This is a genomic window from Pantoea sp. WEP (assembly GCF_041678305.1).
GTDB classification, from domain to species: Bacteria; Pseudomonadota; Gammaproteobacteria; order Enterobacterales; family Enterobacteriaceae; genus Pantoea; species Pantoea dispersa.
Map to the genome: position 1 here is coordinate 2,585,910 of NZ_JBGNXB010000001.1, position 20,773 is coordinate 2,606,682.

Here is a 20,773-nt window from a genome sequence, read left to right on the forward strand (position 1 = left end):
CCCTGCCCCCATATCGGTGGCAGGGCAAAGTTTTGGGAGGTCACAATGATTGCCAGTAAATTTGGAATTGGACAGCAGGTCCGGCACCGTCTCTCCGGGGTGCTCGGCGTGATTGTGGATGTCGACCCGGAGTATTCGCTGGACGATCCACAGCTGGATGAGGTTGGCGCGACGGAATCGCTGCGTGCCGCTCCCTGGTATCACGTGGTGATGGAAGATGAGGAAGGCGAACAGGTGCATACCTATATCGCTGAGATTCAGCTGGCCGGCGAAACCTCGTTCGAACATCCGGAACAGCCATCCATGGATGAGCTGGCCGCTTCGATCCGCCAGCAGCTGCAGGCGCCCAGCCTGCGGCATTAAGGGTACGGCGACTGCGCGTCGCCGTTTGTCTTTACCGCGTTACGCCCAGCCGCGGAATTTCTATCTTCGGGCAGCGATCCATAATCACCGTCAGCCCGGCATCACGCGCCAGCACCGCCGCCTGCTCATTGATTACGCCCAGCTGCAGCCACAGGGTTTTGGCGCCGATAGCAATCGCTTCCTGCGCCACGCCCCATGCCGCTTCGGAATTGCGGAACACATCCACCATGTCGATCTTGCCCGGGATCTCCGCCAGCGTGCCATATACGGTCTGGCCCAGCAGCTGCTGTCCCGCCAGCTTCGGGCTCACCGGCACCACGTCATAACCCTGATCGAGCAAGTATTTCATTACGCCATAGCTGGCACGCTCAGTGCGATCGCTGGCACCGACCAGCGCGATGCGTTGGGTTTGCGTCAGGACATCGCGAATCGTTTGGTCGTTCATGTTTTTCTCCTTGTTCACTCGCCTGAGTGTAGATGCCATTGCACGCTAAAGTGCAAGCGCAGCGCACGAAAAGTTTGCGCGGCGACACGAATAAATATGTTAAAATGTAAATTAACTGCCATAATGTAATAATTTGCTACACATCGCCCTTTTTCCCCTGTTCCGGGAGTTGAAATGAAGCTGTCTCTGGCTGTTACGGGTTTGCTGTTGCTGCTCGTATCGGCAACCTGCCATGCCATCACCCTGAAGCTCGATCCGCAGATCGACCTGCTGGTGCTGGATGGGCGCAAAATCTCAGGTTCGCTGCTGAAAGGCGCGGACAGCCTTGAGCTGGAGCGCGGTCAGCATCAGTTTCTGTTTCGCGTGGATAAACCCTGCGCCGATGCCACTCACTTCCGCTCAGAACTGATGATCGTCACCTTCACCGCCGACGCCCATTCCGTAGCGATTCGCCTGCCGGCGCTGAATAACCGCCGCGAACGCAGCCTGTTTGATAAATCGTTGAATTTTCAGCTGATTGATGAGCGTGGTAATGAAATAGCCAGCATTCGCGATCGGTTGCCGGGTGAGAGCAGCGGCAATGTTGAACAGGCGATGATCAATTACAACCGTACGGCGCAGGCGGCCAGCGTGCCGCGCTTTGCGCTGCAGGCGGCCAGCGTACCGGACGCCAGTCTCAGTCTGGATATGGTATGGCAGGACGCCAGTAATTTGCCCGCGCTGCAACGCTGGCTGCAGCGTGTTGATGCTGCCACGCGGCAGCGTTTTATCAGTTGGGTGAAAACCCTACGCGCAAGTTGATAGCAGCTGAACGCCAGGGGTAAACTCGTGCATTCACTACGTTTGCACGCGCCGAAACAGGAAGCCCCATGGAGCAGACCGTTCGTACCCTGAAAGTTCAGAAACACATCGCCCTCGTTGCCCACGACCACTGCAAAGCCTCGCTGCTGGACTGGGTGAAAATCAATCAAAATGCGCTGCAACCTCACGTGCTATACGCCACCGGCACCACCGGCAACCTGATCAATCGTCACACCGGACTGGATGTGAATGCCATGCTCAGCGGGCCGATGGGCGGCGATCAGCAGGTCGGCGCGCTGATTGCTGAAGGTAAAATTGATGTGCTGTTCTTCTTCTGGGATCCGCTCAATGCAGTACCCCACGATCCGGACGTCAAAGCGCTGCTGCGCCTGGCTACCGTATGGAATATCCCGGTAGCGACCAACCGCGCCACCGCGGATTTCATTATCCATTCGCCGATGTTTGCCAGCGAAGTGACCATCCAGATCCCCGATTATCAGCGCTACCTGACGGAACGCCTGAAAGCCTGATGGCTCAGGCCTTCCGGCTCTGCGCAACGCCCAGTTCGCGCAGGTGTTCGACAAACACGGAAGGCCGCTCTTTATCAAACATCAGCCATACCTGCTGACGCGCGCGCGTGATGGCCACGTAGGCCAGGCGCCGCTCTTCAGCATGCGGAAAATCCTCCGGCTGCGGTAGCAGTCCCTCTTCCATGATCGACTCGCGCGCCTGCGCCGGGAAGCCGTCACGCCCTTCGTGCAGCCCCAGCACGATGACAAAATCCGCCTGCTGACCTTTACTGGCGTGGATGGTCATGAAGTCGATACGCAGTTTCGGCCAGCGGGTTTTGGCTTTATCCAGCATGGCCGGACGCAGATGATGGTAACGCGCCAGCAGCAGTACGCGCTCGTCAGGCTTCGCGTAACCGCTCAGCTTGTCGAGCAGCGCTTCCAGTTGCTCCTGCGGCAGCAGCGTAATGGATTTCTTGTTCCCTTTGCTCAGGCTGTTGAGCGGCTTGCGCAGCTGATGCGGATTCTGCTGCACAAAGCGGTTGGCAATGTCACCGATGCGATCGTTGAAGCGGTAGGTGGTATCCAGCACGCAGCGGTCGCCTTCGCCAAAATAGTGATGAAACGCGGTGGTCAGGCTCATCTCCGCGCCGCTAAAGCGATAGATCGCCTGCCAGTCATCGCCGACCGCAAATAAACTGGTGCGCTTATTTTGCTGACGCAGCGCGCTGAGCAGCGCCGCCCGCTGCGGGGAAATATCCTGGAATTCATCCACCAGAATGTGCTTCCACGGGCTGATAAAGCGGCCCTTCTCCAGCACAGCGATCGCCTGGTGAATCAGCCCGGAGAAATCCACCGCGCCCTCGGCTTTCAGTGCGCTTTTCCATGCTTTCAGCAGCGGCGCCATCAGCCTGACGCGCTTCGTGAAATTGTCGCGCAGCGGCTCTGGCACATCGGCAATCATCGCCGCCTGCGCGCCGCCGTGCATGCGCATCAGGCCGAGCCAGCGCTCCAGCCGCACGGCAAGACGCTGCGCCAGTTTGTCATCCTGCCAGAACGGACCTTCCGGCACGTCCCACGCCAGCTCTTCCTGCAACCACTGTCGCCAGCCGCTGGCCTGCGCCTTTTTGCTGTTGCACTGCTCGCGCCAGTTTTCGATCAGCAACTGACGTCGCGCGCTGCTGTCACTTTCCAGCCGGCTGATGACCGGCTGCTTATTGCTGCCTTCACGAATGATGTGCAGCGCCAGCGCGTGGAACGTACGCGCCTGAATCGCGCTCTCACCCAGCCGCGTCTGGATCCGATCGTTCATCTCTTCCGCCGCCTGGCGACCAAAAGCCAGCAGCAGGATTTGCTCCGGCTGCGCCAGTTTGCGCTGTAACAGCCAGCCGGCGCGCGCCACCAGCACTGAGGTTTTACCGCTGCCCGCGCCAGCCAGCACCAGCAGCGCGTCTTCACCGTTAACCACCGCCTCACACTGCGATGGATTGAGCGGCGTGGTTTCGACGGTGGAGAAGAAGGCGTGATTATCGCTGATCACCCGCGCGCTCCATTCACGGTTGCGCTGCCGAATCGCGCTCTCGCCCTGCTCAAGCCACTGCTGGCAAAAGCGCCACAGCGTACGGCAGTTATCAAACTCCTCAAGCCGTGCCAGCGGCAGCGGTAAGGCGGAAAACTGGCGCGTGATGGTCTCTTTTACCGCAGCCAGCTCGCTGCGCCTCAGCCAGCGATCCTGGCCGGTAAACGCGACGATCTCCTGCTGCAGCGCGCTCAGCACCTGCGCGCTGATTTCGCTCATCTCGAGGCTCCACTGCTGCCACGCCTGCTGCAGGTAATGATAAAAACGCTGGGTTTCCTGCCACTCGGTGCCGTGCAACCGCACCACTTTCTCTTCCGGTAACAAAAACTCCAGCTCGCCCCACACCAGGCCGCGTTTGCAGGTGATACCGATCAGCTGATTAAACGGGATCAGGTACTCGTGGCGATCGCCGCTGACTTCCACACCGGCAGCCAGCAGTCGCACCCGGTTATAGGGATGCTGTGCCAGCCGTTTGCCCATGGATGTTGCTTTTAGTTCCATCTCCGCACCGTCATGTGGAATTCAATTATCGCGCAGTTTACCTGTCAGACCCTTAGCGCTCCAGCCTTAAAACACGCTAAACTGGGCGACACATATTGCGGATTGCAAAAGGAAAATCGCGTTATGCGCACCGTGCTTAATATTCTGAATTTTGTTCTTGGCGGCTTTATCACCACCCTCGGCTGGCTGCTGGCCACGCTGATCAGCATCGTGCTGATTTTTACCCTACCGCTAACCCGCTCCTGCTGGGAGATCACCAAACTGTCCCTGCTGCCGTTTGGCAACGAAGCGGTTCACGTTGACGTGCTGCGCCCGGAGAGCAAAAGCCACGTGCTGAACGCCGGCGGCACCTTCCTCAACCTGTTCTGGCTGATTTTCTTTGGCTGGTGGCTGTGCCTGATGCACATCTCGACCGGCATCCTGCAGTGTCTGAGCATCATCGGTATTCCGACCGGCATTGCCCACTTCAAAATCGCCGCTATCGCGCTGTGGCCGGTAGGTCGTCGCGTGGTGTCAGTGGAAGAAGCGCAGGCGGCGCGTGAAGCCAACGCGCGGCGCCGCTACTGAGGCTGAAGATGATGCCTGACGCTATGCCCGGCTGGCGCCGTTATCTGTTCAACAGCAGCCTGCGCTACCTGCTGCGCATCTTCTTCGCGCTGGCCGGCTGTGCCGCCGTTCCCTGGTGGCTGCAGCAGATTGAGTGGACCATCCCGCTGACGCTCGGCGTCGTGGCGGCGGCGCTGGCCGATCTTGACGATCGCTGGACCGGCCGCGTGCGCAACCTGCTCATCACGCTGGTGTGCTTCTGCATTGCCTCGGTCTCGGTCGAGCTGCTGTTTCCGCACCCGTGGCTGTTTGCTATCGGTCTGGCGCTCTCCAGCTGGGGATTTATTCTGCTGGGCGCGCTGGGGCAGCGCTACGCCACCATTGCGTTTGGTGCCCTGCTGATCGCGGTGTACACCATGCTGGGCATTGGCCTGTTTCCGCAGTGGTGGATGCAGCCGGCGCTGCTGCTGATTGGCGCGCTGTGGTACAACCTGCTGACCTTTATCGGCCACCTGATGTTTCCGGTGCGCCCGGTGCAGGAGCAGTTGGCCGCCAGCTTTTCCCAGCTGGCGCGCTATCTGGAAGCCAAGGCCAATCTGTTTGATCCCGACGGCGGTGAGCAGGATGACGCGGCGCTGATCGCCACCGCGATGGTCAATAGCCAGCTGGTGGCGCAGCTCAACCTGACAAAAACCACCATTCAGAGCCGTTTACGCGGCGACCGCGGCTCGCGCAGCACGCGGCGCAGCCTGCATTACTATTTTGTGGCGCAGGATATTCACGAGCGCGCCAGCTCGTCGCATCTGCAATATCACCTGCTGCGCGATGACTGGCGCTACAACGAGGTGCTGTTTCGCTTTCAGCGACTGCTGAACATGCAGGCGCAGGCCTGTCGCCAGCTGGCAGAGAATATCGTGCTGCGCCAGCCGTGGCACCACGATAGCCACTTCGCACGCAGCTTTGAACGGCTGGAGACCGCCCTGCAGCGCCTGCAACATAACGATCCGCAGGCGACGCACATTCGTCCGCTGTTCTGGTTGCTGCGCAACTTACGCGCCATTGATGCGCAGCTGGCGTCGATAGAATCAGAGCAGCGGCTGGCAGAACCGCTGACGCAGAGCGATCACCATCTGTCGCGTGAAGGCTTGAGTGGCTGGGCGGATATCCGTCTGCGCCTCAGTCGCCATCTGAGTCCGACCTCGGCGTTGTTCCGCCACGCGGTGCGCATGTCGCTGGTGCTGTGCGTGGGGTACGCCTTCATTCAGCTTACCGGCCTGCATCGCGGCTACTGGATCCTGCTGACCAGCCTGTTTGTCTGCCAGCCCAACTATAACGCCACACGGCGGCGGCTGGCGCTGCGTATTGGCGGAACCCTGGCCGGTATTGCGATTGGCCTGCCGGTGCTGTGGCTGGTGCCCTCTATTGAGGGCCAGTTGGTTTTGATTGTGCTGAGCGGCGTGCTGTTTTTTGCCTTCCGCCAGATTCAGTACGCGCAGGCGACGCTGTTCATCACTCTGCTGGTGCTGTTGTGCTTCAATCTGCTGGGTGAAGGCTTTGATGTCGCCCTGCCGCGCGTGGTGGATACCTTGCTCGGCTGTGGTCTGGCCTGGCTGGCGGTGGCGTTTGTCTGGCCTGACTGGCGTTTCCGTCAGCTGACGACGGTTGCCGATCGCACGCTGAATGCCAACTGTCGTTATCTTGATGCCATCCTGGAACAGTATCATCAGGGTAAAGATAACCGTCTCGCCTACCGCGTGGCGCGCCGTGACGCGCATAACGCCGATGCGGAACTGGCGTCTGTGGTGTCCAATATCAGCGGCGAACTGAAGCAACAGCCGCCGCTGCGCGAGAATGCGTTCCGTCTGATGTGCCTCAACCACTCGTTTCTCAGCTACATCTCGGCGCTGGGCGCGCACCGGGAGCGGCTGACGCAGGGCGAACTGCTGACACTTTTAGATGACGCGGTATGCTTCGTCGAGGATGTGCTGCAGATCGAACGCGTCAGCGAAGCGCAGGCGGAAACGATGCAGCAGGCACTGATGCAGCGCCTGAGCGCGCTGAAAACCAGTGAGGAGGCGCAGGCACCGCTGGTGTTGCAGCAGCTGGGGCTGCTGATTGCGCTGCTGCCGGAAATTGCCCGCCTGCGCCGCACCCTCGCCGCCGCTTAAGGCAACAGGCGCTCCGCCGCGGCGTGCTGGCGGAGCGTTTCCTGATACCAGGCGCTCAACTCTTCACGTACCGCCGCCGGCAAAGCGGCCTGGTGATGGCCGGAAATGGCCCCTTCCAGCGCCAGCAGCGTTTTCAGGCCGATGTCTTTATTCACCGCCCGCAACTTCAGCCAGCTCTGACGCGAGCCCATTTCATACAGCAAGCGAACAGAATTGATCCCGACTTTGTGCAGCATCAGCTCCATGCGCAGGCTGAGATTGGGCAGATCTTTCAGCCTGAGCAAGACAAGTCTGTTCGCCGCCTCGGCGCGCGCCGCAGACAGCGAACTGGCCGATAAGCGCAGCAGCTGATCGGCGTCCTGCCAGAGCTGTTTATCCACTTTGTAGTAGCTGAGCGTCACCGGCATGCCGCGCTTGCGGTATATCAACGGTTCCAGCGGGCGCTGTGCGGCATAGTGCTGTAGCGCCTCGCTGGCGCGCAGATAGAGCGCATCCTCATTGATGTAAGCAAACACCACCTTTTCGACCGCCAGCGCGTAACCACCAAACTGGGTGCGCGATTCAATTTTTCCCAATGCCGCTAACTGGGCTTTGGACTGCTCAACCACCGGATTATTTTTCTTCATAACGTCCCCTTTTCCTCATTCCTTGCGCGGGAAATTTCCTATAAAAAGCTCAGAGATTCATCTGGTTAGAAGATAGAAAAAACGATTTAGCTGTTCAATGAATAAAAGCGGCAACGCGCGGATCTTGTGCGGAATTTGCGAGGCATTTTCAGAAATTGAGGTTGATCTTTATCCAGGAACTCATTACTGTATATTCATACAGTTCATTACTGAGTGATTAAAATATGCGTACTCAATACTCTGGCCCTGCTGATCGTGCTCACCGTTTCGCTGCGACGGGCTTAACGCAACCTTCTCTGGGTGGTATTACTGAACTGCGTTATAGCGAGCAGCCCGGCATCATGCCGCTGCTGTTACTGCCAGTCCTCAAGCAGCTGAGCACCCAGTCACGCTGGCAGCTGTGGCTGACGCCAGCGCACAAACTGAACCGCAGCTGGATGCAGCAGTCAGGATTACCGCTGGAAAAGAGTATGCATATTACGGAATCCGAGCGTTTAAGCACGGTTGAGAGCATGGTGAAAGCGTTGCGCACCGGCAACTACAGCGTGGTACTTGCCTGGATTCCTTATGAATTGAGCAATGAAGAGCGCCTGGAACTTGAGCAGGCAGCCGCCGAAGGCGAAGCGCTGGGGTTGATTATGCGTCCTCAGGGGCGGGATCTTGCTCTGTCCAGACAGCCAAACAGCGCAAAAATTCCCTCTGATTTGTTTCATTAAGTAAAACTAAGATTTTTCTCACGCTATTTTTTCACAAAGTTGCGGCTAAGCCACTGATTCTTTTCCCGCCAGCTATGACAATGGCTTAGCCGCATTTTTCTTTTCTGGTAGCGAAAATTTTGCCATGTCATTTGTTAAAATGTGTGTATAAATCCCTGTTTTTTTATCCGCTGACGTCACATCATACTTGTAAGTTTCCAATCTCGTTGTAGACTTTACCTCGCCAGGGTGCTCAATAACCTCCGTTTTTTCGGTAGAGTCATAAGCGAGCGTTTAGACCCGGCGAAGGATTACAACCAAGAGCAACCTTTTTGCTCATTGCCTATTTGGATGATAACGAGGCGCAAAATGAAAAAGACAGCTATCGCAATTGCAGTGGCACTGGCTGGCTTCGCTACCGTAGCGCAGGCCGCTCCTAAAGATGACACCTGGTACACCGGTGCTAAACTGGGCTGGTCTCAGTATCACGATACTGGTTACTACGGTAACGGTTACGAAAACAACGACGGTCCAACTCACGAATCTCAGCTGGGCGCAGGTGCTTTCCTGGGCTACCAGGCTAACCCATACCTGGGCTTCGAGCTGGGCTACGACTGGCTGGGCCGTATGCCGAACAAAGGCAACGTGACCAATGGCGCATTCAAAGCACAGGGCGTTCAGCTGGCAGCTAAACTGAGCTACCCAATTGCTGACGATCTGGACGTGTACACCCGTCTGGGCGGCATGGTATGGCGTGCTGATTCAACTCAGACCAACCCAGACAACGGCCGCATCAGCAACCACGACACCGGCGTTTCTCCGCTGGCTGCTGTTGGTGTTGAATACGCACTGACCAAAAACTGGGCGACTCGCCTGGACTACCAGTGGGTTAATAACATCGGTGACGCAGGTACCGTTGGTGCGCGTCCAGACAACAGCATGCTGAGCGTCGGCGTTTCTTACCGTTTCGGTCAGGACGAAGCTGCTGCACCAGTTGTTGCTCCAGCGCCAGCTCCGGCTCCGGTTGTTGAAACCAAGCGTTTCACTCTGAAGTCTGACGTGCTGTTCACCTTCAACAAATCTACCCTGAAGCCAGAAGGCCAGCAGGCTCTGGATCAGCTGTACAGCCAGCTGAGCTCAATGGATCCGAAAGACGGTTCTGTTGTGGTTCTGGGCTTCACCGACCGCATCGGTTCAGACCAGTACAACCAGAAACTGTCTGAGAAACGTGCTCAGTCTGTTGTCGACTACCTGGTATCTAAAGGTATCCCGGCTAACAAAATCTCTGCACGTGGCATGGGTGAATCTAACCCAGTTACTGGCAACACCTGTGACAGCGTGAAAGGCCGCAATGCCCTGATCGACTGCCTGGCGCCAGACCGTCGAGTTGAAATCGACGTGAAAGGTATCAAAGACGTTGTAACTCAGCCACAGGCTTAAGTTATCGCGCAATAAAAAACCCCGCTTCGGCGGGGTTTTTTTTGGCTTTTTATCACACGCAATTTTTTGCTATTCGTTATCCGCGCCGCCTTTACCCAGAATCGCCTGCAGATCCTGCTTCAGCGTTGACATCTGACTGGCATACTTCTCTTTGCGTTCCGCATCTTCGATCAGCTGAACAATGGTCTCTGACAGGGTGCTGTTACGACGCTGCGCCAGACCGGCCAGACGCTGCCACACCAGATACTCCAGATCGATCGATTTTTTCCGCGTGTGCTGATGCTCGGCGTTGAAATGACGTTTGCGCCGCGCGCGTATGGTCTGTTTCAGACGGTTTTCCAGCTCCGGATGGATATGCTTTGCGATCCAGTCACCGACCTCAACCGGGTTATTCTCCATCGCCAGCAACGTCTCTACCGCCGCCTGCGCAGCGCTCAGTTCAATATGCCGGGTGATCAGCTCACCTTCCCGATGCTTTTTCACCAGGTATTTCCACTTCCATCCACTTTCAAGATTTTCGAGTTGCTGGTATTTCATCGGAATCTCATCGTGATCACGTAACAAACTAAGAATAACAGCTTTTTTCCCGGATGCAGCAAGGAAAAACATGTTGCGGCCATCACAGTTCAGGCCGGAAGTGCGCCGTGCTTAACCGGGTTGAATCCTGTATAATCGCGCTTTTCCTGAACCAGACTAATGCGAATATTTTGACCAGCACTCAACTTACGTGGCAAGCCCTGCAGCCGGATAGCTCACGCTACCAATCACTTTTCTCAACCGTCTCTCTGGAAGATAGCGATACGCTTGCCGCGGTTCAGCCGCGTCTGCTGAATGCGCTGGCGCATTTACATCATCAAACGCTGGGCTTTCCGTTGCTGCTGTTACGCAGCCAGGAAAACAGTGATTATCTGGCGTGGATTGCCGAGGCGGCGCAGCGCTTTCAGCCTGACGAGGACGCGCTGTACGGCGGTGATTACCATGTGATGGGCGACAATGTCAGCCTGCAACCGCCTGTCGACGCCGGCCGTCCCTTCACCAGCACCGGCGGCGTGCATTATGCCGACTGGATTGAGTCCGAACAGCTGTTTGGCTGCGTGCGTCAGTATAAAGATCGCGTACAGCTGGAGCCCGGTCTGCTGCATCAGGCTAACGGTGGCACGCTGATTCTGTCGATCAATACCCTGCTGGCGCAGCCGCTGCTGTGGCTGCGCCTGCGCAAAGTGATCGAGCTGGGTCGCTTCGACTGGTACTCACCGGACGAGCGTCGTCCCCTGCCGGTGACCATTCCCCCGCTGCCGCTGCAGCTGCGTCTGATTTTATGTGGCGATCGCGAGGCGCTGGCCAGCTTCCAGGAACTGGACGTTGAAGTGCACGAAATGGCGCTCTACAGCGAGTTCGAAGAGAATCTCCAGCTGGTCGATGAGGATGACATGGCCAACTGGTGCCGCTGGACGCTATGCCAGGCGGAGCTGGCCGGTCTGACACCACCCGAAGCTGATTTCTGGCCGCTGCTGATCCAGGAAGCGGTGCGTCTGACCGGCGATCAGGACACGCTGCCGCTGTGCCCGCGCTGGCTGCGCCGTCAGCTGCAGGAAGCCGCGCTGCACGGTGAGACACTGAATGGTGAGGCGCTGAAAGAGGCGCTGGAAGCACGCCAGTGGCGCGAGAGTTTCCTTGCCGACCGGATGCGCGATGAGATCCTGTTAAATCAGATCATGATCGAAACGGAAGGCGAAGTGGTTGGTCAGATCAACGGCCTGTCGGTGATTGAATTCCCTGGTCATCCACGTCCGTGGGGCGAGCCATCACGCATCACCTGTGTTGTGCACCCGGGCGATGGCGAATTTACCGACGTGGAGCGCAAAGCGGAGCTTGGCGGCAACATCCACGCCAAAGGCATGATGATCATGCAGGCGTACCTGATTTCCGAGCTGGAGCTGGAACAGCAGCTGCCCTTCTCGGCATCGCTGGTGTTTGAGCAGTCTTACTCCGAAGTCGACGGTGACAGCGCCTCGCTGGCCGAACTGTGTGTGCTGATCAGCGCGCTGGCAAACCAGCCGCTGAACCAGCAGATTGCCGTTACCGGTTCGGTGGACCAGTTTGGTAACGTGCAGCCGGTGGGTGGTCTGAATGAGAAAATCGAAGGCTTCTTCCATATCTGCCAGTCGCGTGAGCTGACCGGCAAACAAGGCGTCATTCTGCCTGCCAGCAACGTCCGCCATCTCAGCCTCAGCGACGACGTGGTAGAAGCGGTGCAGCAGGGCCAGTTCCATATCTGGGCGATTGAGCGCGTTGACGAAGCGCTGCCGCTGTTAACCGGTATTGCCTGGCAGAGCGAAAGCGGCGACTCGCTGCTGAGCACCATTCAGGAGCGCATTACTCAGCTCAATCAGCAGGAAAACCGACCGCGGCCCTGGCCATTACGCTGGCTCAACTGGTTCAACCACAGCTGATTACATTGCCCAGCGTACAACTGTTCGCTAATATTCGGGCTTCACTAAAAGAAGGCATATTGAGAACATGGTAGATAAACGCGAATCCTATAGCAAAGAAGACCTGATTGCCTCTGGTCGCGGCGAACTGTTTGGCGAGAATGGCCCGCCGCTTCCGTCTGACAACATGTTGATGATGGACCGCGTGGTCAAAATGACCGAAGACGGCGGCAAATTTGATAAAGGTTATGTGGAAGCCGAACTGGATATCCGCCCTGACCTGTGGTTCTTTGATTGCCACTTTAAAGGCGATCCGGTGATGCCAGGCTGTCTGGGTCTGGATGCTATGTGGCAGCTGGTTGGCTTCTATCTCGGCTGGCTGGGTGCGGAAGGTAAAGGCCGTGCGCTGGGTGTGGGTGAAGTGAAATTCACCGGCCAGGTTCTGCCGACGGCGAAGCTGGTTACTTACAAAATTCACTTCAAACGCGTCATCAACCGCAAGCTGGTGATGGGCGTGGCCGATGGCGAAGTGTTCGTCGACGGCAACCTGATTTACACCGCGACTGACCTGAAAGTGGGCCTGTTTAAAGACACTTCAGCGTTCTGATCCGCCAACAAAAACCTCCGCACGCAGCGGAGGTTTTTTTCCTGTTTACAGACATCCGACGGTGCCTAAGCCACCGCCGACCTGTCCTCCATGGCTTGTCGCCAACCTCCCAACCAGTGAGACCGGGCATCGATCATTTGATAAGGGCATATCTCTTTTGAGCGGCCGGTAATGCCTGCCTGATAGCCTCGTGAATGTGCTCGTTCCAGGCGGTCTCTCTTCTGTCTCTTCATACCTCGTTTCCCTCATTTCAGGTCTGGTGGAATCTGGTGGAAAGAAAGAGTGGTGAATTAATGTTCAACCACAGTAATGTTCTAACCTGTGGTGGGTGAAAGGTCAATGCGCAAAATTCACGCCAATGTCATCAATTTGCCGTGAAATCGACACAAATCCCTCAGTGCCGCTGCCATATCTGGCTGATTCCGCAATAAAAAAGTCCCTGATTTGCGCGCCGTCACATAACGGCAAATCAGGGACTTAGCATAAGCATCGAACAAATCCTAATTTAGCGTCACCACGCTGTTAGCGATCTGCTGTGCCGTTTGCTGCCAGCCGAGCGCCAGCGTGCGCACCAGCGCATCGTAGCCATCTTCGGTCTGCGGCAGCGTCAGATTAAAGCCATGTTTGATAAGCCGGCCTTGATGTTGCAACAGCCATTCACCGCTTACGACCACCTTGCCGTCATAGCGACCGTGGAAGCCGGTGACATGCACGCTGAGCGTATCGTGCGTGTCACCCAGCGGCTGACTGGCCACCAGCCGGCCGGGCAACGCCTGGCCGAGGTTACTCACCAGTGTCTGCTGCAGCTGCTGGTCGAGCGGACTGGCCCACAGATTGTTGGCGGCAATCACGTACTTCACGTCGCTGGTTTGATAAACCAGCCCGTTGCCGGCGAGATAATCCGGCACGCTCACCTGTTCAACCCAAATCATAGGCTGGCTGGCGGAGGCGTCACTGCTGACGCGCGCCATAGTGCTGCCCGCAGGCAGCTGGTAATAAGTGGTGTCGATGGTGCTGCTGCAGCCCGCCAGCAGCAGCACAGCACCGATAATCAGCCCTTTTTTCACTGTTTCGCCCTCTTTGGCTGCGGATCCTGACCCGGTTTGGCTTCAAATACCAGCGCGTTGCTCTTGCTGTTGAGCGTTTTCAGCACCGGCTGCAATTCGCGCAGCACCTGGTCAAGGCGCTGCATATCGCCCACCAGTTTGTTATAGGCTGGCGATCCCGGCTGCAGCCCCTTCATGCTGCGATTAAGCTCGCGCAGGGTTTGCTGCATATCGGCCGGCAGCGTTTTCATCGCCGGGTTGGCGGTGATCTGATTGAGGTTATCCAGCGTTTTCTGCAGCTGCTGCAGGGTGCGCTGGCTCTCTTTCAGCGTGCCGGTAGCCTGGTTGATCATCGGGTTGAGCGGCAGCGCGTTGATCTTATCCAGCGCCGCCATCAGTTTCTGCTGAATCTGGCTCAGACCGCCGCTCACGGTCGGAATCACTTCCAGCCCCGCCACTTCGTTCGGTCCTTTGTAAGCCGGTGCATTGTCATAGAAGTCGAGATCGACAAACAGCGCACCGGACAGCAGGTTGCCGGTTTTCAGCGTGGCGCGCAGGCCGCGTTTCTTACCATCCTGCAGATGCTGTTCAAGATTGAAGTCGCCACCCAGACGGCTGATAAAGCGGTCCGGCTCGATGCGGATCAGCACCGGCACGCGGTAATCGGTGTTCAGCGCCTGATTCACGCCCGGGATCATGTAAGGCACCTGAGCCACGGTACCAAGACGAATGCCGCGGAATCTGTACCGGAGCGCCGACCTGCAGACCACGAATCGAGTCGCTGAAGAACATCAGGAAATCAGTGTGTTTGGTGTACAGCGAATCCTGAATACTGCGCTGGTCATCATACAGATGGTAATCGTCCTGGTTTTTTGCCAGCTCGCCGAGTTCCCAGCCGTCCGGCACGTCAAAGCTCACACCACCGCTAAACAGGGTCGTCAGCGAGCCCATTTCGACGCGCATGCCGGAAGCGGACATATCCACCGCAATGCCGCTGTCTTTCCAGAAGCGCACGTTGGTGGTAATCAGCCGATCGTAAGGCGCGGCGATGAACAGCTGATAGGTCATCATGCGCTTGTCGGTATCAAAGGTGCTGGTTTCCACCGTGCCGACGCGATAGCCGCGGAACAGCACCGGATCGCCCGGATTGAGCTGGCCGGCTTTTTTGCTGTCAAGGATGACGCGAATACCTTTGGCATCCGGCGGGGCCAGCGGCGGCGCGTCGAGCAGCTGATAGTGCTCTGGCTTATCCCCTTTGGCGCCCGGCTGCAGTTCAATGTAGGCGCCGGAGAGCAGCGTACCGAGGCCCGTCACCCCTTCCCGGCCAATCTGCGGCTTCACCACCCAAAACACGCTGTCTTTATGCAGCAGTTTTTCCATGCCGGCATTCAGGCGCGCGGTGATCTCCACATGGTGCAGATCGTCCGTCAGTACCGCGCTTTCGACGGTGCCCACGTCGACGCTGCGGCTTTTAATGGTGGTTTTACCGGCAACAATGCCTTCGGCGTTTTCGGTGATCAGCGTGACCTGCGGTCCCTGATGGCTGAAGTGATAAAACAGAATCCATCCGCCGATTAACAGCGTGACGATAGGTACGATCCACACCGGCGACCAGCGTTTAATCTGGTCGACGTTAGCAATGCCGTGTTGGTTGTCCGTCAAGACGCGGCTCCTTACGTTCAGTTTCCTGTAGGCGATCCCAAATCAGGCGCGGATCAAACGTCATAGCGGCGAACATAGTCAGGATCACCACCAGCGCAAACAATAGCGCGCCTGGCGCAGGGTAAACACTCATCAGCTGGCCCATGCGCACCAGCGCAGAAAGCACAGCGATCACAAACACATCAATCATTGACCAGCGGCCAACAAACTCCACCACCTCATAAATCAGGTGCATCTTCTCGCTGTCGCGCCGGCCGCGACCGCTGGCGTGCCAGCACAGCCAGCCAATCGCCACCATCTTCAGTGAAGGCACCATAATACTGGCGATAAAAATCACCAGCGCCACCGGCCAGGAGCCATCGCTCCACAGCAAAATGACGCCGGCCATAATGTTGGACGGATACTGCGAGCCGAGCGTTTCGGTCACCATGATCGGCATAATATTCGACGGGATATACAGCATCACCGAGGTAATCAGCAGCGCCAGCGTCCACTGCAGGCTGTGCTGCCTGCGCGGCGCAGCGCTCACGCCGCAGCGCGGACAGGTTTTCTCAGCAGCCGGGAGAATCGCGGTGCAGCACGGACAGCTGCGCAGCCCCTGCTTCAGTCCGCTGATGCCCGCCTGCGGCGTTTGCGCCAGCGGCGGCAGCGGATCGATCCGCTGCCAGACCCAGCGGCGATCGACGCACTGAAACGCGCGCAGCTGCAGCAGACAAAACAGGCACCACGGCCAGAAGCTGCTGCCAAGGCCAATTTCACCGTAGGCCATCAGTTTGACGAAGCTGACCAGCACACCGGCCATGAAAATTTCGGCCATACCCCAGCTGCGCAATTGAAACAGAATGCGTGCCAGCCCGAGTCGCAGGCTGTGCGGCAGGCGCACCGGATTCACCAGCAGCAGAATGGCGATCATGCAGAAAGCCGGAATGCCCTGCACAAACAGCAGGAACAGCGTGGCGAGGCTGCGATAATCCTCGCGATCCATCACCTGCGGGATAGCCATCAGCGAGATCTGGCTGCTGAGACCGGCCACATGCATGCTGATAAACGGAAACAGATTGGCCAGCAACAGCATAAACAGCGCCGCCAGCGCATAGCCGGTGGGACGTTTACGCGGTTCGTGCCAGTTAGCCATCAGCGTGGTGTGACAGCGCGGACAGCGCGCACGGCTGCCCACCGGTACGGCGGGCAGTTTTACGGTTAAATCACACTGCGGACAGAGCATCCAGTGCTGCGTCTGATGCGTGGCACACATGCTGACTCCCTCTGCGTTATGCGCCGTTTTTCAGCGCTTCCAGCTCTTCCCACCGTTCAAAGGTGGTTTCCAGCTCCTGCTCCGCCTGCGCCAGCGCATCCAGCACCGGCTGCGTTTTGTCGTGCGGCTGGCTGAAGAAGTCCGGATGACTCATCTGCGCCTGCAGCTCACCGATACGCGTCTCCAGCTGCTCCAGCTTTTGCGGCAGCTGTTCCAGTTCACGCGTCAGGTTATAGCTTAGCTTGCCTGCGCTGCGTTTGGGGGCGTCGGCTTTTTCTGCCGGTTTAGTCGCTGCGCTTTTGACCGGTGCAGCTTTGGTCTGCTTGTAAGCGGCGCGCTGCTGCTGCGCATCATGGTAGCCACCGACGAAGGTACCGATCTCGCCGTTGCCTTCAAAGATCCAGCATTCGGTCACGGTGTTATCCACAAACTGACGATCGTGGCTCACCAGCAGCACGGTGCCCTGGTAGCCATCCACCAGCTCTTCCAGCAGCTCGAGCGTTTCGACGTCAAGGTCGTTGGTCGGTTCGTCAAGAATCAGCAGGTTACTGGGCTTGAGGAACAGACGCGCCAGCAGCAGGCGGTTACGCTCGCCGCCGGACAGCGCACGCACCGGCGTCATGGCGCGTTTCGGGTGGAACAGGAAGTCCTGCAGATAGCCGAGCACGTGGCGCGGCTTGCCGTTGACCATCACTTCCTGTTTGCCTTCCGCCAGGTTATCCATCACGGTTTTATCCGGATCGAGCTCCGCGCGATGCTGATCGAAGTAGGCAATTTCCAGTTTGGTGCCGCAGTGCACGCGACCGGCATCCGCCTTCAGCTGGCCGAGCATCAGGCGCAGCAGCGTGGTTTTACCGCAGCCGTTCGGGCCAATCAGGGCGATTTTGTCGCCGCGCTGCACCTGGGTGGAGAAATCCTTCACCAGCGTTTTGCCGTCAACGCCGTAATCCACGTTTTCCAGCTCAAAGACGATTTTGCCGGAACGCGCCGCTTCACCGACCTGCATGTTGGCTTTGCCCATCACGTCACGCCGTTCAGAGCGTTCACGACGCAGCGCTTTCAGCGCGCGCACGCGGCCTTCGTTACGGGTGCGACGCGCTTTGATGCCCTGGCGAATCCACACTTCTTCCTGCGCCAGCTTGCGGTCGAATTCGGCGTTTTGCATCTCTTCAACGCGCAGCGCTTCCTCTTTGCCCAGCAGGAACTGATCGTAATCGCCCGGCCATGACACCAGCTTGCCGCGATCGAGGTCGACGATGCGCGTCGCCATATTGCGGATAAACGAGCGGTCGTGCGAAATAAACACGATGCTGCCGTTGAAGGTTTTCAGGAAGCTTTCCAGCCAGTCGATGGTTTCAATATCGAGGTGGTTCGTCGGTTCGTCGAGCATCAGCACGCGCGGGTTGCTGACCAGCGCACGGCCCAGCGCGGCTTTACGCAGCCAGCCACCGGAGAGTGACGACAGTTCGGTGTCCGGCTGCAGCCCGATTTGCTGCAGCACATCGTTGATGCGGCTATCGAGCTGCCACAGGTTGTGATGGTCGAGAATCGTCTGCAGTCGCCCCATTTCGTTGAGGTTTTTCTCGCTCGGATCTTCCATCACTAAATGCGATATGGCGTGATACGCCTTGAGGTGCTCAGCCTGTTCGGCCACGCCTTCAGCAACGAAGTCATACACCGAACCGGTGATATTGCGTGGCGGATCCTGTTGCAGCCGCGCAACCACCAAATCCTGCTCATAAATAATGCGGCCGTCATCCAGCGGCTGTTCGCCATTGATGATTTTCATCAGCGTCGACTTACCGGCGCCGTTGCGCCCAACCAGACAGACGCGCTCGCCCTCTTCGATATGCAGTTCGGTGTTATCCAACAGCGGCGCATCGCTGAACGACAGGTAAGCGCCATGGATACTGATCAGTGACATAAAACTTATTCCTTACCGGCGTGGCTTACCAGCCAGCAGTTGTGAATTTGACGGTTGCGCGCAAAGTCCTGCGACAGCGTTTTTTGCGTTATTTCCTGCGCCTGCAGACCCAGACGCTGCAAGCCGTCCAGATCCATTTTGAAGCCGCGCTTGTTATTGGAGAACATAATGGTGCCGCCGCGACGCAGCATGCGCTTCAGGTTCTGCAGCAGCATCAGGTGGTCGCGCTGCACATCGAAGTCATCTTCCATGCGTTTGGAGTTGGAGAAGGTCGGCGGATCGATAAAGATCAGATCGAATTGCTCATCGCTTTCGCGCAGCCAGCTCAGGCAGTCCGCCTGCATCAGGCGATGCTGGCGCCCGGTTAATCCGTTCAGGCGCAGGTTACGTTCGGCCCACTCCAGATAGGTGCGCGACATATCGACCGTGGTGGTGGATTTGGCGCCGCCCAGCCCGGCGTGCACGCTGGCGCTACCGGTATAGGAGAACAGGTTAAGGAAATCTTTCCCCTGGCTCATCTGGCCCAGCATCTGGCGCGCGATACGGTGGTCAAGGAACAGGCCGGTATCGAGATAATCCGTCAGGTTCACCAGCAGCCGCGCGTTAAACTCCTGCACTTCAAAGAATTCGCCCTTCTCGCTCAGCTTCTGGTACTGGTTTTTGCCCTTCTGCCGTTCGCGGGTTTTCAGCACCAGGCGATTGGCCGGTATCTCCAGCACGCTCAGCGTGGCACCGATCACGTCAAACAGGCGCTGACGCGCTTTGGTCGCATCCACGGTTTTCGGCGGCGCGTACTCCTGAACCACCACCCAGTCGGCGTAGCGATCGACCGCCACGTTATACTCCGGCAGATCGGCGTCATACAGGCGGTAGCAGTCAATATTCGACTGGCGCGCCCACTTTTCCAGTTTTTTGCTGTTCTTACGCAGGCGGTTAGCAAAGTCTTCGGCAATCTGTGCGCCGCCTTCGGCGCTGTTCTCCGCCAGCTGGTAGTTCTTCTGTACGCACTCCAGCGGACCGTTTTTCGCTTTAAACTGGCGATCGGCGCGCAGCTGCAGGCAGCTGAGCAGCTCTGGTGAGGCGCTGAACAGCGACAAATTCCAGCCGCCAAACTGCTGTTTCATGATGCGGCCCAGCTGGCTGTGCAGCGCAATCAGCGCCGGCTCGCTCTCCAGACGCTCACCGTACGGCGGGTTACTCAGCACCGTACCGCGCATCGCTTCGCCCGCCAGCGGATTTTTCAGCTGCAGCACATCCTGCTGCGCAAAGGTGAACAGATCGAACACGCCGGCGCGGCGCGCGTTGGCACGTGCCCACTCCAGCACGCGACCATCATTATCATAGCCAAAGAAGCGTGACGTGGTGGCGGCCGTGCCGGCGCGCGCACGCTGCAGCGCGTCGCTGCGCACCTCCTGCCACAGCGCGCTGTTGTGGCGTTTCCAGCGGCTGAAGCCCCAGTGTGAACGCAGCAGGCCCGGCGCGCGATCGCAGGCGATCAGCGCCGCTTCAATCAGCAGCGTACCGGAGCCGCACATCGGATCGACCAGCGGTGTGCCGTTCTGCCAGCCGGAGCGCATCACAATCGCCGCCGCCAGGTTCTCTTTCAGCGGTGCCTGGCCGGTTTGCTGGCGATAGCCGCGCTGATGCAGTGCGGTGCCGCTCAGATCCAGCGCGATGCTAACGCGATCTTTATTCAGCCACGCGTTAATGCGGATGCCCGGCTGCTCGCGATCGACACTCGGACGCTCCAGATTCTGCCGGGTGAAGCTATCGACAATCGCATCTTTGATGCGCAGCGCACCAAACTGACTGTTGCGAATCACCTCATTGGTGCCGCTGAAGTGGATGGCGAACGTGGTGTTGCTGTCAAACAGCTCGCTCCACGGGATGCTTTGCGCGCCGACGTAGAGATCGAGATCGCTCCAGACGCCGAATTCTCCCAGCGGCAGCAAAATACGTGAAGCCAGACGGCTCCACAGCAGGCTTTGGTACATTATGCGGTCGTCGGCTCGGAAGTGGACGCCGCCCTGCACCACCTGCAAATCCTGCGCACCCAGCGCGTCCAGCTCAGTTTTCAACAGCTCTTCGAGCCCACGCGCCGTACTGGCAAACAGAGAATTCATATCGTCACTTTTACTCTTGCTAAAATTGTTGCGCATTATAGCGAATCAGCG

Annotated in this window: 18 protein-coding genes and 1 pseudogene; 9 read left to right on the forward strand and 10 right to left on the reverse strand. The window is 58.0% G+C overall.

The genetic code is table 11. The features are described 5' to 3' along the window. Positions 1-45: 45 nt before the first annotated feature. Positions 46-363, forward strand: a complete 318-nt coding sequence (gene hspQ / locus ABVR31_RS12065) for a heat shock protein HspQ (protein ID WP_021508298.1) — start codon at positions 46-48, stop codon at positions 361-363. Between the two features lie 31 nt (positions 364-394). Here hspQ and ABVR31_RS12070 read toward each other — a convergent pair whose 3' ends face one another. After that, complete coding sequence (locus ABVR31_RS12070; RefSeq protein WP_021508299.1) at positions 395-808, reverse strand: CoA-binding protein; 414 nt, start codon at positions 806-808, stop codon at positions 395-397. A gap of 174 nt (positions 809-982) precedes the next feature. On the opposite strand from ABVR31_RS12070, the gene ABVR31_RS12075 reads away from it, so the two are divergent. Together ABVR31_RS12075 and ABVR31_RS12080 are read left to right on the forward strand one after the other, a co-directional pair. After that, positions 983-1,609: a DUF2057 family protein gene (locus tag ABVR31_RS12075; protein ID WP_021508300.1), complete on the forward strand. Its 627-nt coding sequence runs from the start codon at positions 983-985 to the stop codon at positions 1,607-1,609. A 68-nt stretch (positions 1,610-1,677) separates the two neighbouring features. Continuing rightward, complete coding sequence (locus ABVR31_RS12080; protein ID WP_021508301.1) at positions 1,678-2,139, forward strand: methylglyoxal synthase; 462 nt, start codon at positions 1,678-1,680, stop codon at positions 2,137-2,139. Positions 2,140-2,143: 4 nt separating this feature from the next. On the opposite strand, the gene helD is transcribed toward ABVR31_RS12080, so the two are convergent. After that, entirely contained in the window at positions 2,144-4,198 is a 2,055-nt protein-coding gene (gene helD / locus ABVR31_RS12085; RefSeq protein WP_371220915.1) for a DNA helicase IV, read from the reverse strand. A 123-nt stretch (positions 4,199-4,321) separates the two neighbouring features. Between helD and ABVR31_RS12090 the strand changes: the two genes are divergently transcribed. Next, positions 4,322-4,765 carry a YccF domain-containing protein gene (locus ABVR31_RS12090; protein WP_021508303.1) on the forward strand — a complete coding sequence of 148 codons (444 nt, stop codon included), beginning with the start codon at positions 4,322-4,324 and terminating at the stop codon, positions 4,763-4,765. An 8-nt stretch (positions 4,766-4,773) separates the two neighbouring features. Beyond that, the gene (yccS, locus tag ABVR31_RS12095) at positions 4,774-6,912 is read left to right on the forward strand and encodes a YccS family putative transporter (RefSeq protein ID WP_371220914.1); all 2,139 of its coding nucleotides are present in this window, start codon (positions 4,774-4,776) and stop codon (positions 6,910-6,912) included. On the opposite strand, the gene ABVR31_RS12100 is transcribed toward yccS, so the two are convergent. Continuing rightward, positions 6,909-7,538, reverse strand: a complete 630-nt coding sequence (locus tag ABVR31_RS12100; protein WP_058759726.1) for a TfoX/Sxy family DNA transformation protein — start codon at positions 7,536-7,538, stop codon at positions 6,909-6,911. The two genes, yccS and ABVR31_RS12100, sit on opposite strands and share 4 nt — an antisense overlap. Before the next feature lie 224 nt (positions 7,539-7,762). Between ABVR31_RS12100 and sulA the strand changes: the two genes are divergently transcribed. Both sulA and ompA read left to right on the forward strand, forming a co-directional pair. Next, the gene (sulA, locus tag ABVR31_RS12105; RefSeq protein ID WP_031279848.1) at positions 7,763-8,254 is read left to right on the forward strand and encodes an SOS-induced cell division inhibitor SulA; all 492 of its coding nucleotides are present in this window, start codon (positions 7,763-7,765) and stop codon (positions 8,252-8,254) included. A 348-nt stretch (positions 8,255-8,602) separates the two neighbouring features. Next, positions 8,603-9,673, forward strand: coding sequence for a porin OmpA (gene ompA / locus ABVR31_RS12110; RefSeq protein ID WP_058759727.1), 1,071 nt, complete (start codon positions 8,603-8,605; stop codon positions 9,671-9,673). Between the two features lie 69 nt (positions 9,674-9,742). Here ompA and matP read toward each other — a convergent pair whose 3' ends face one another. Further along, positions 9,743-10,210, reverse strand: a complete 468-nt coding sequence (gene matP, locus ABVR31_RS12115) for a macrodomain Ter protein MatP (RefSeq protein WP_021508308.1) — start codon at positions 10,208-10,210, stop codon at positions 9,743-9,745. A gap of 53 nt (positions 10,211-10,263) precedes the next feature. Between matP and ABVR31_RS12120 the strand changes: the two genes are divergently transcribed. Further along, on the forward strand, positions 10,264-12,126 hold the full coding sequence (locus ABVR31_RS12120; RefSeq protein ID WP_241797785.1) for a Lon protease family protein: 1,863 nt from the start codon (positions 10,264-10,266) through the stop codon (positions 12,124-12,126). A gap of 67 nt (positions 12,127-12,193) precedes the next feature. Then, positions 12,194-12,712, forward strand: a complete 519-nt coding sequence (gene fabA / locus ABVR31_RS12125) for a bifunctional 3-hydroxydecanoyl-ACP dehydratase/trans-2-decenoyl-ACP isomerase (protein WP_010616565.1) — start codon at positions 12,194-12,196, stop codon at positions 12,710-12,712. 65 nt (positions 12,713-12,777) lie between these two features. On the opposite strand, the gene rmf is transcribed toward fabA, so the two are convergent. From rmf to rlmKL, 6 genes and pseudogenes are all read right to left on the reverse strand, one after another. Further along, a complete protein-coding gene (gene rmf / locus ABVR31_RS12130; RefSeq protein WP_013508548.1) occupies positions 12,778-12,945 on the reverse strand; it encodes a ribosome modulation factor in 168 nt (55 codons plus the stop codon). Positions 12,946-13,212: 267 nt separating this feature from the next. Then, positions 13,213-13,779, reverse strand: coding sequence for a membrane integrity-associated transporter subunit PqiC (gene pqiC / locus ABVR31_RS12135; RefSeq protein WP_150058372.1), 567 nt, complete (start codon positions 13,777-13,779; stop codon positions 13,213-13,215). After that, a pseudogene (pqiB, locus tag ABVR31_RS12140) lies at positions 13,776-15,420 on the reverse strand (intermembrane transport protein PqiB). The gene pqiC and the pseudogene pqiB overlap by 4 nt, the downstream one beginning before the upstream one ends. Continuing rightward, positions 15,392-16,675 carry a membrane integrity-associated transporter subunit PqiA gene (gene pqiA / locus ABVR31_RS12145; RefSeq protein WP_372772868.1) on the reverse strand — a complete coding sequence of 428 codons (1,284 nt, stop codon included), beginning with the start codon at positions 16,673-16,675 and terminating at the stop codon, positions 15,392-15,394. The pseudogene pqiB and the gene pqiA overlap by 29 nt, the downstream one beginning before the upstream one ends. Before the next feature lie 16 nt (positions 16,676-16,691). Next, the gene (locus ABVR31_RS12150) at positions 16,692-18,599 is read right to left on the reverse strand and encodes an ABC transporter ATP-binding protein (RefSeq protein WP_058775386.1); all 1,908 of its coding nucleotides are present in this window, start codon (positions 18,597-18,599) and stop codon (positions 16,692-16,694) included. Positions 18,600-18,604: 5 nt separating this feature from the next. Continuing rightward, positions 18,605-20,722: a bifunctional 23S rRNA (guanine(2069)-N(7))-methyltransferase RlmK/23S rRNA (guanine(2445)-N(2))-methyltransferase RlmL gene (rlmKL, locus tag ABVR31_RS12155; protein ID WP_372772870.1), complete on the reverse strand. Its 2,118-nt coding sequence runs from the start codon at positions 20,720-20,722 to the stop codon at positions 18,605-18,607. Positions 20,723-20,773 lie beyond the last annotated feature (51 nt).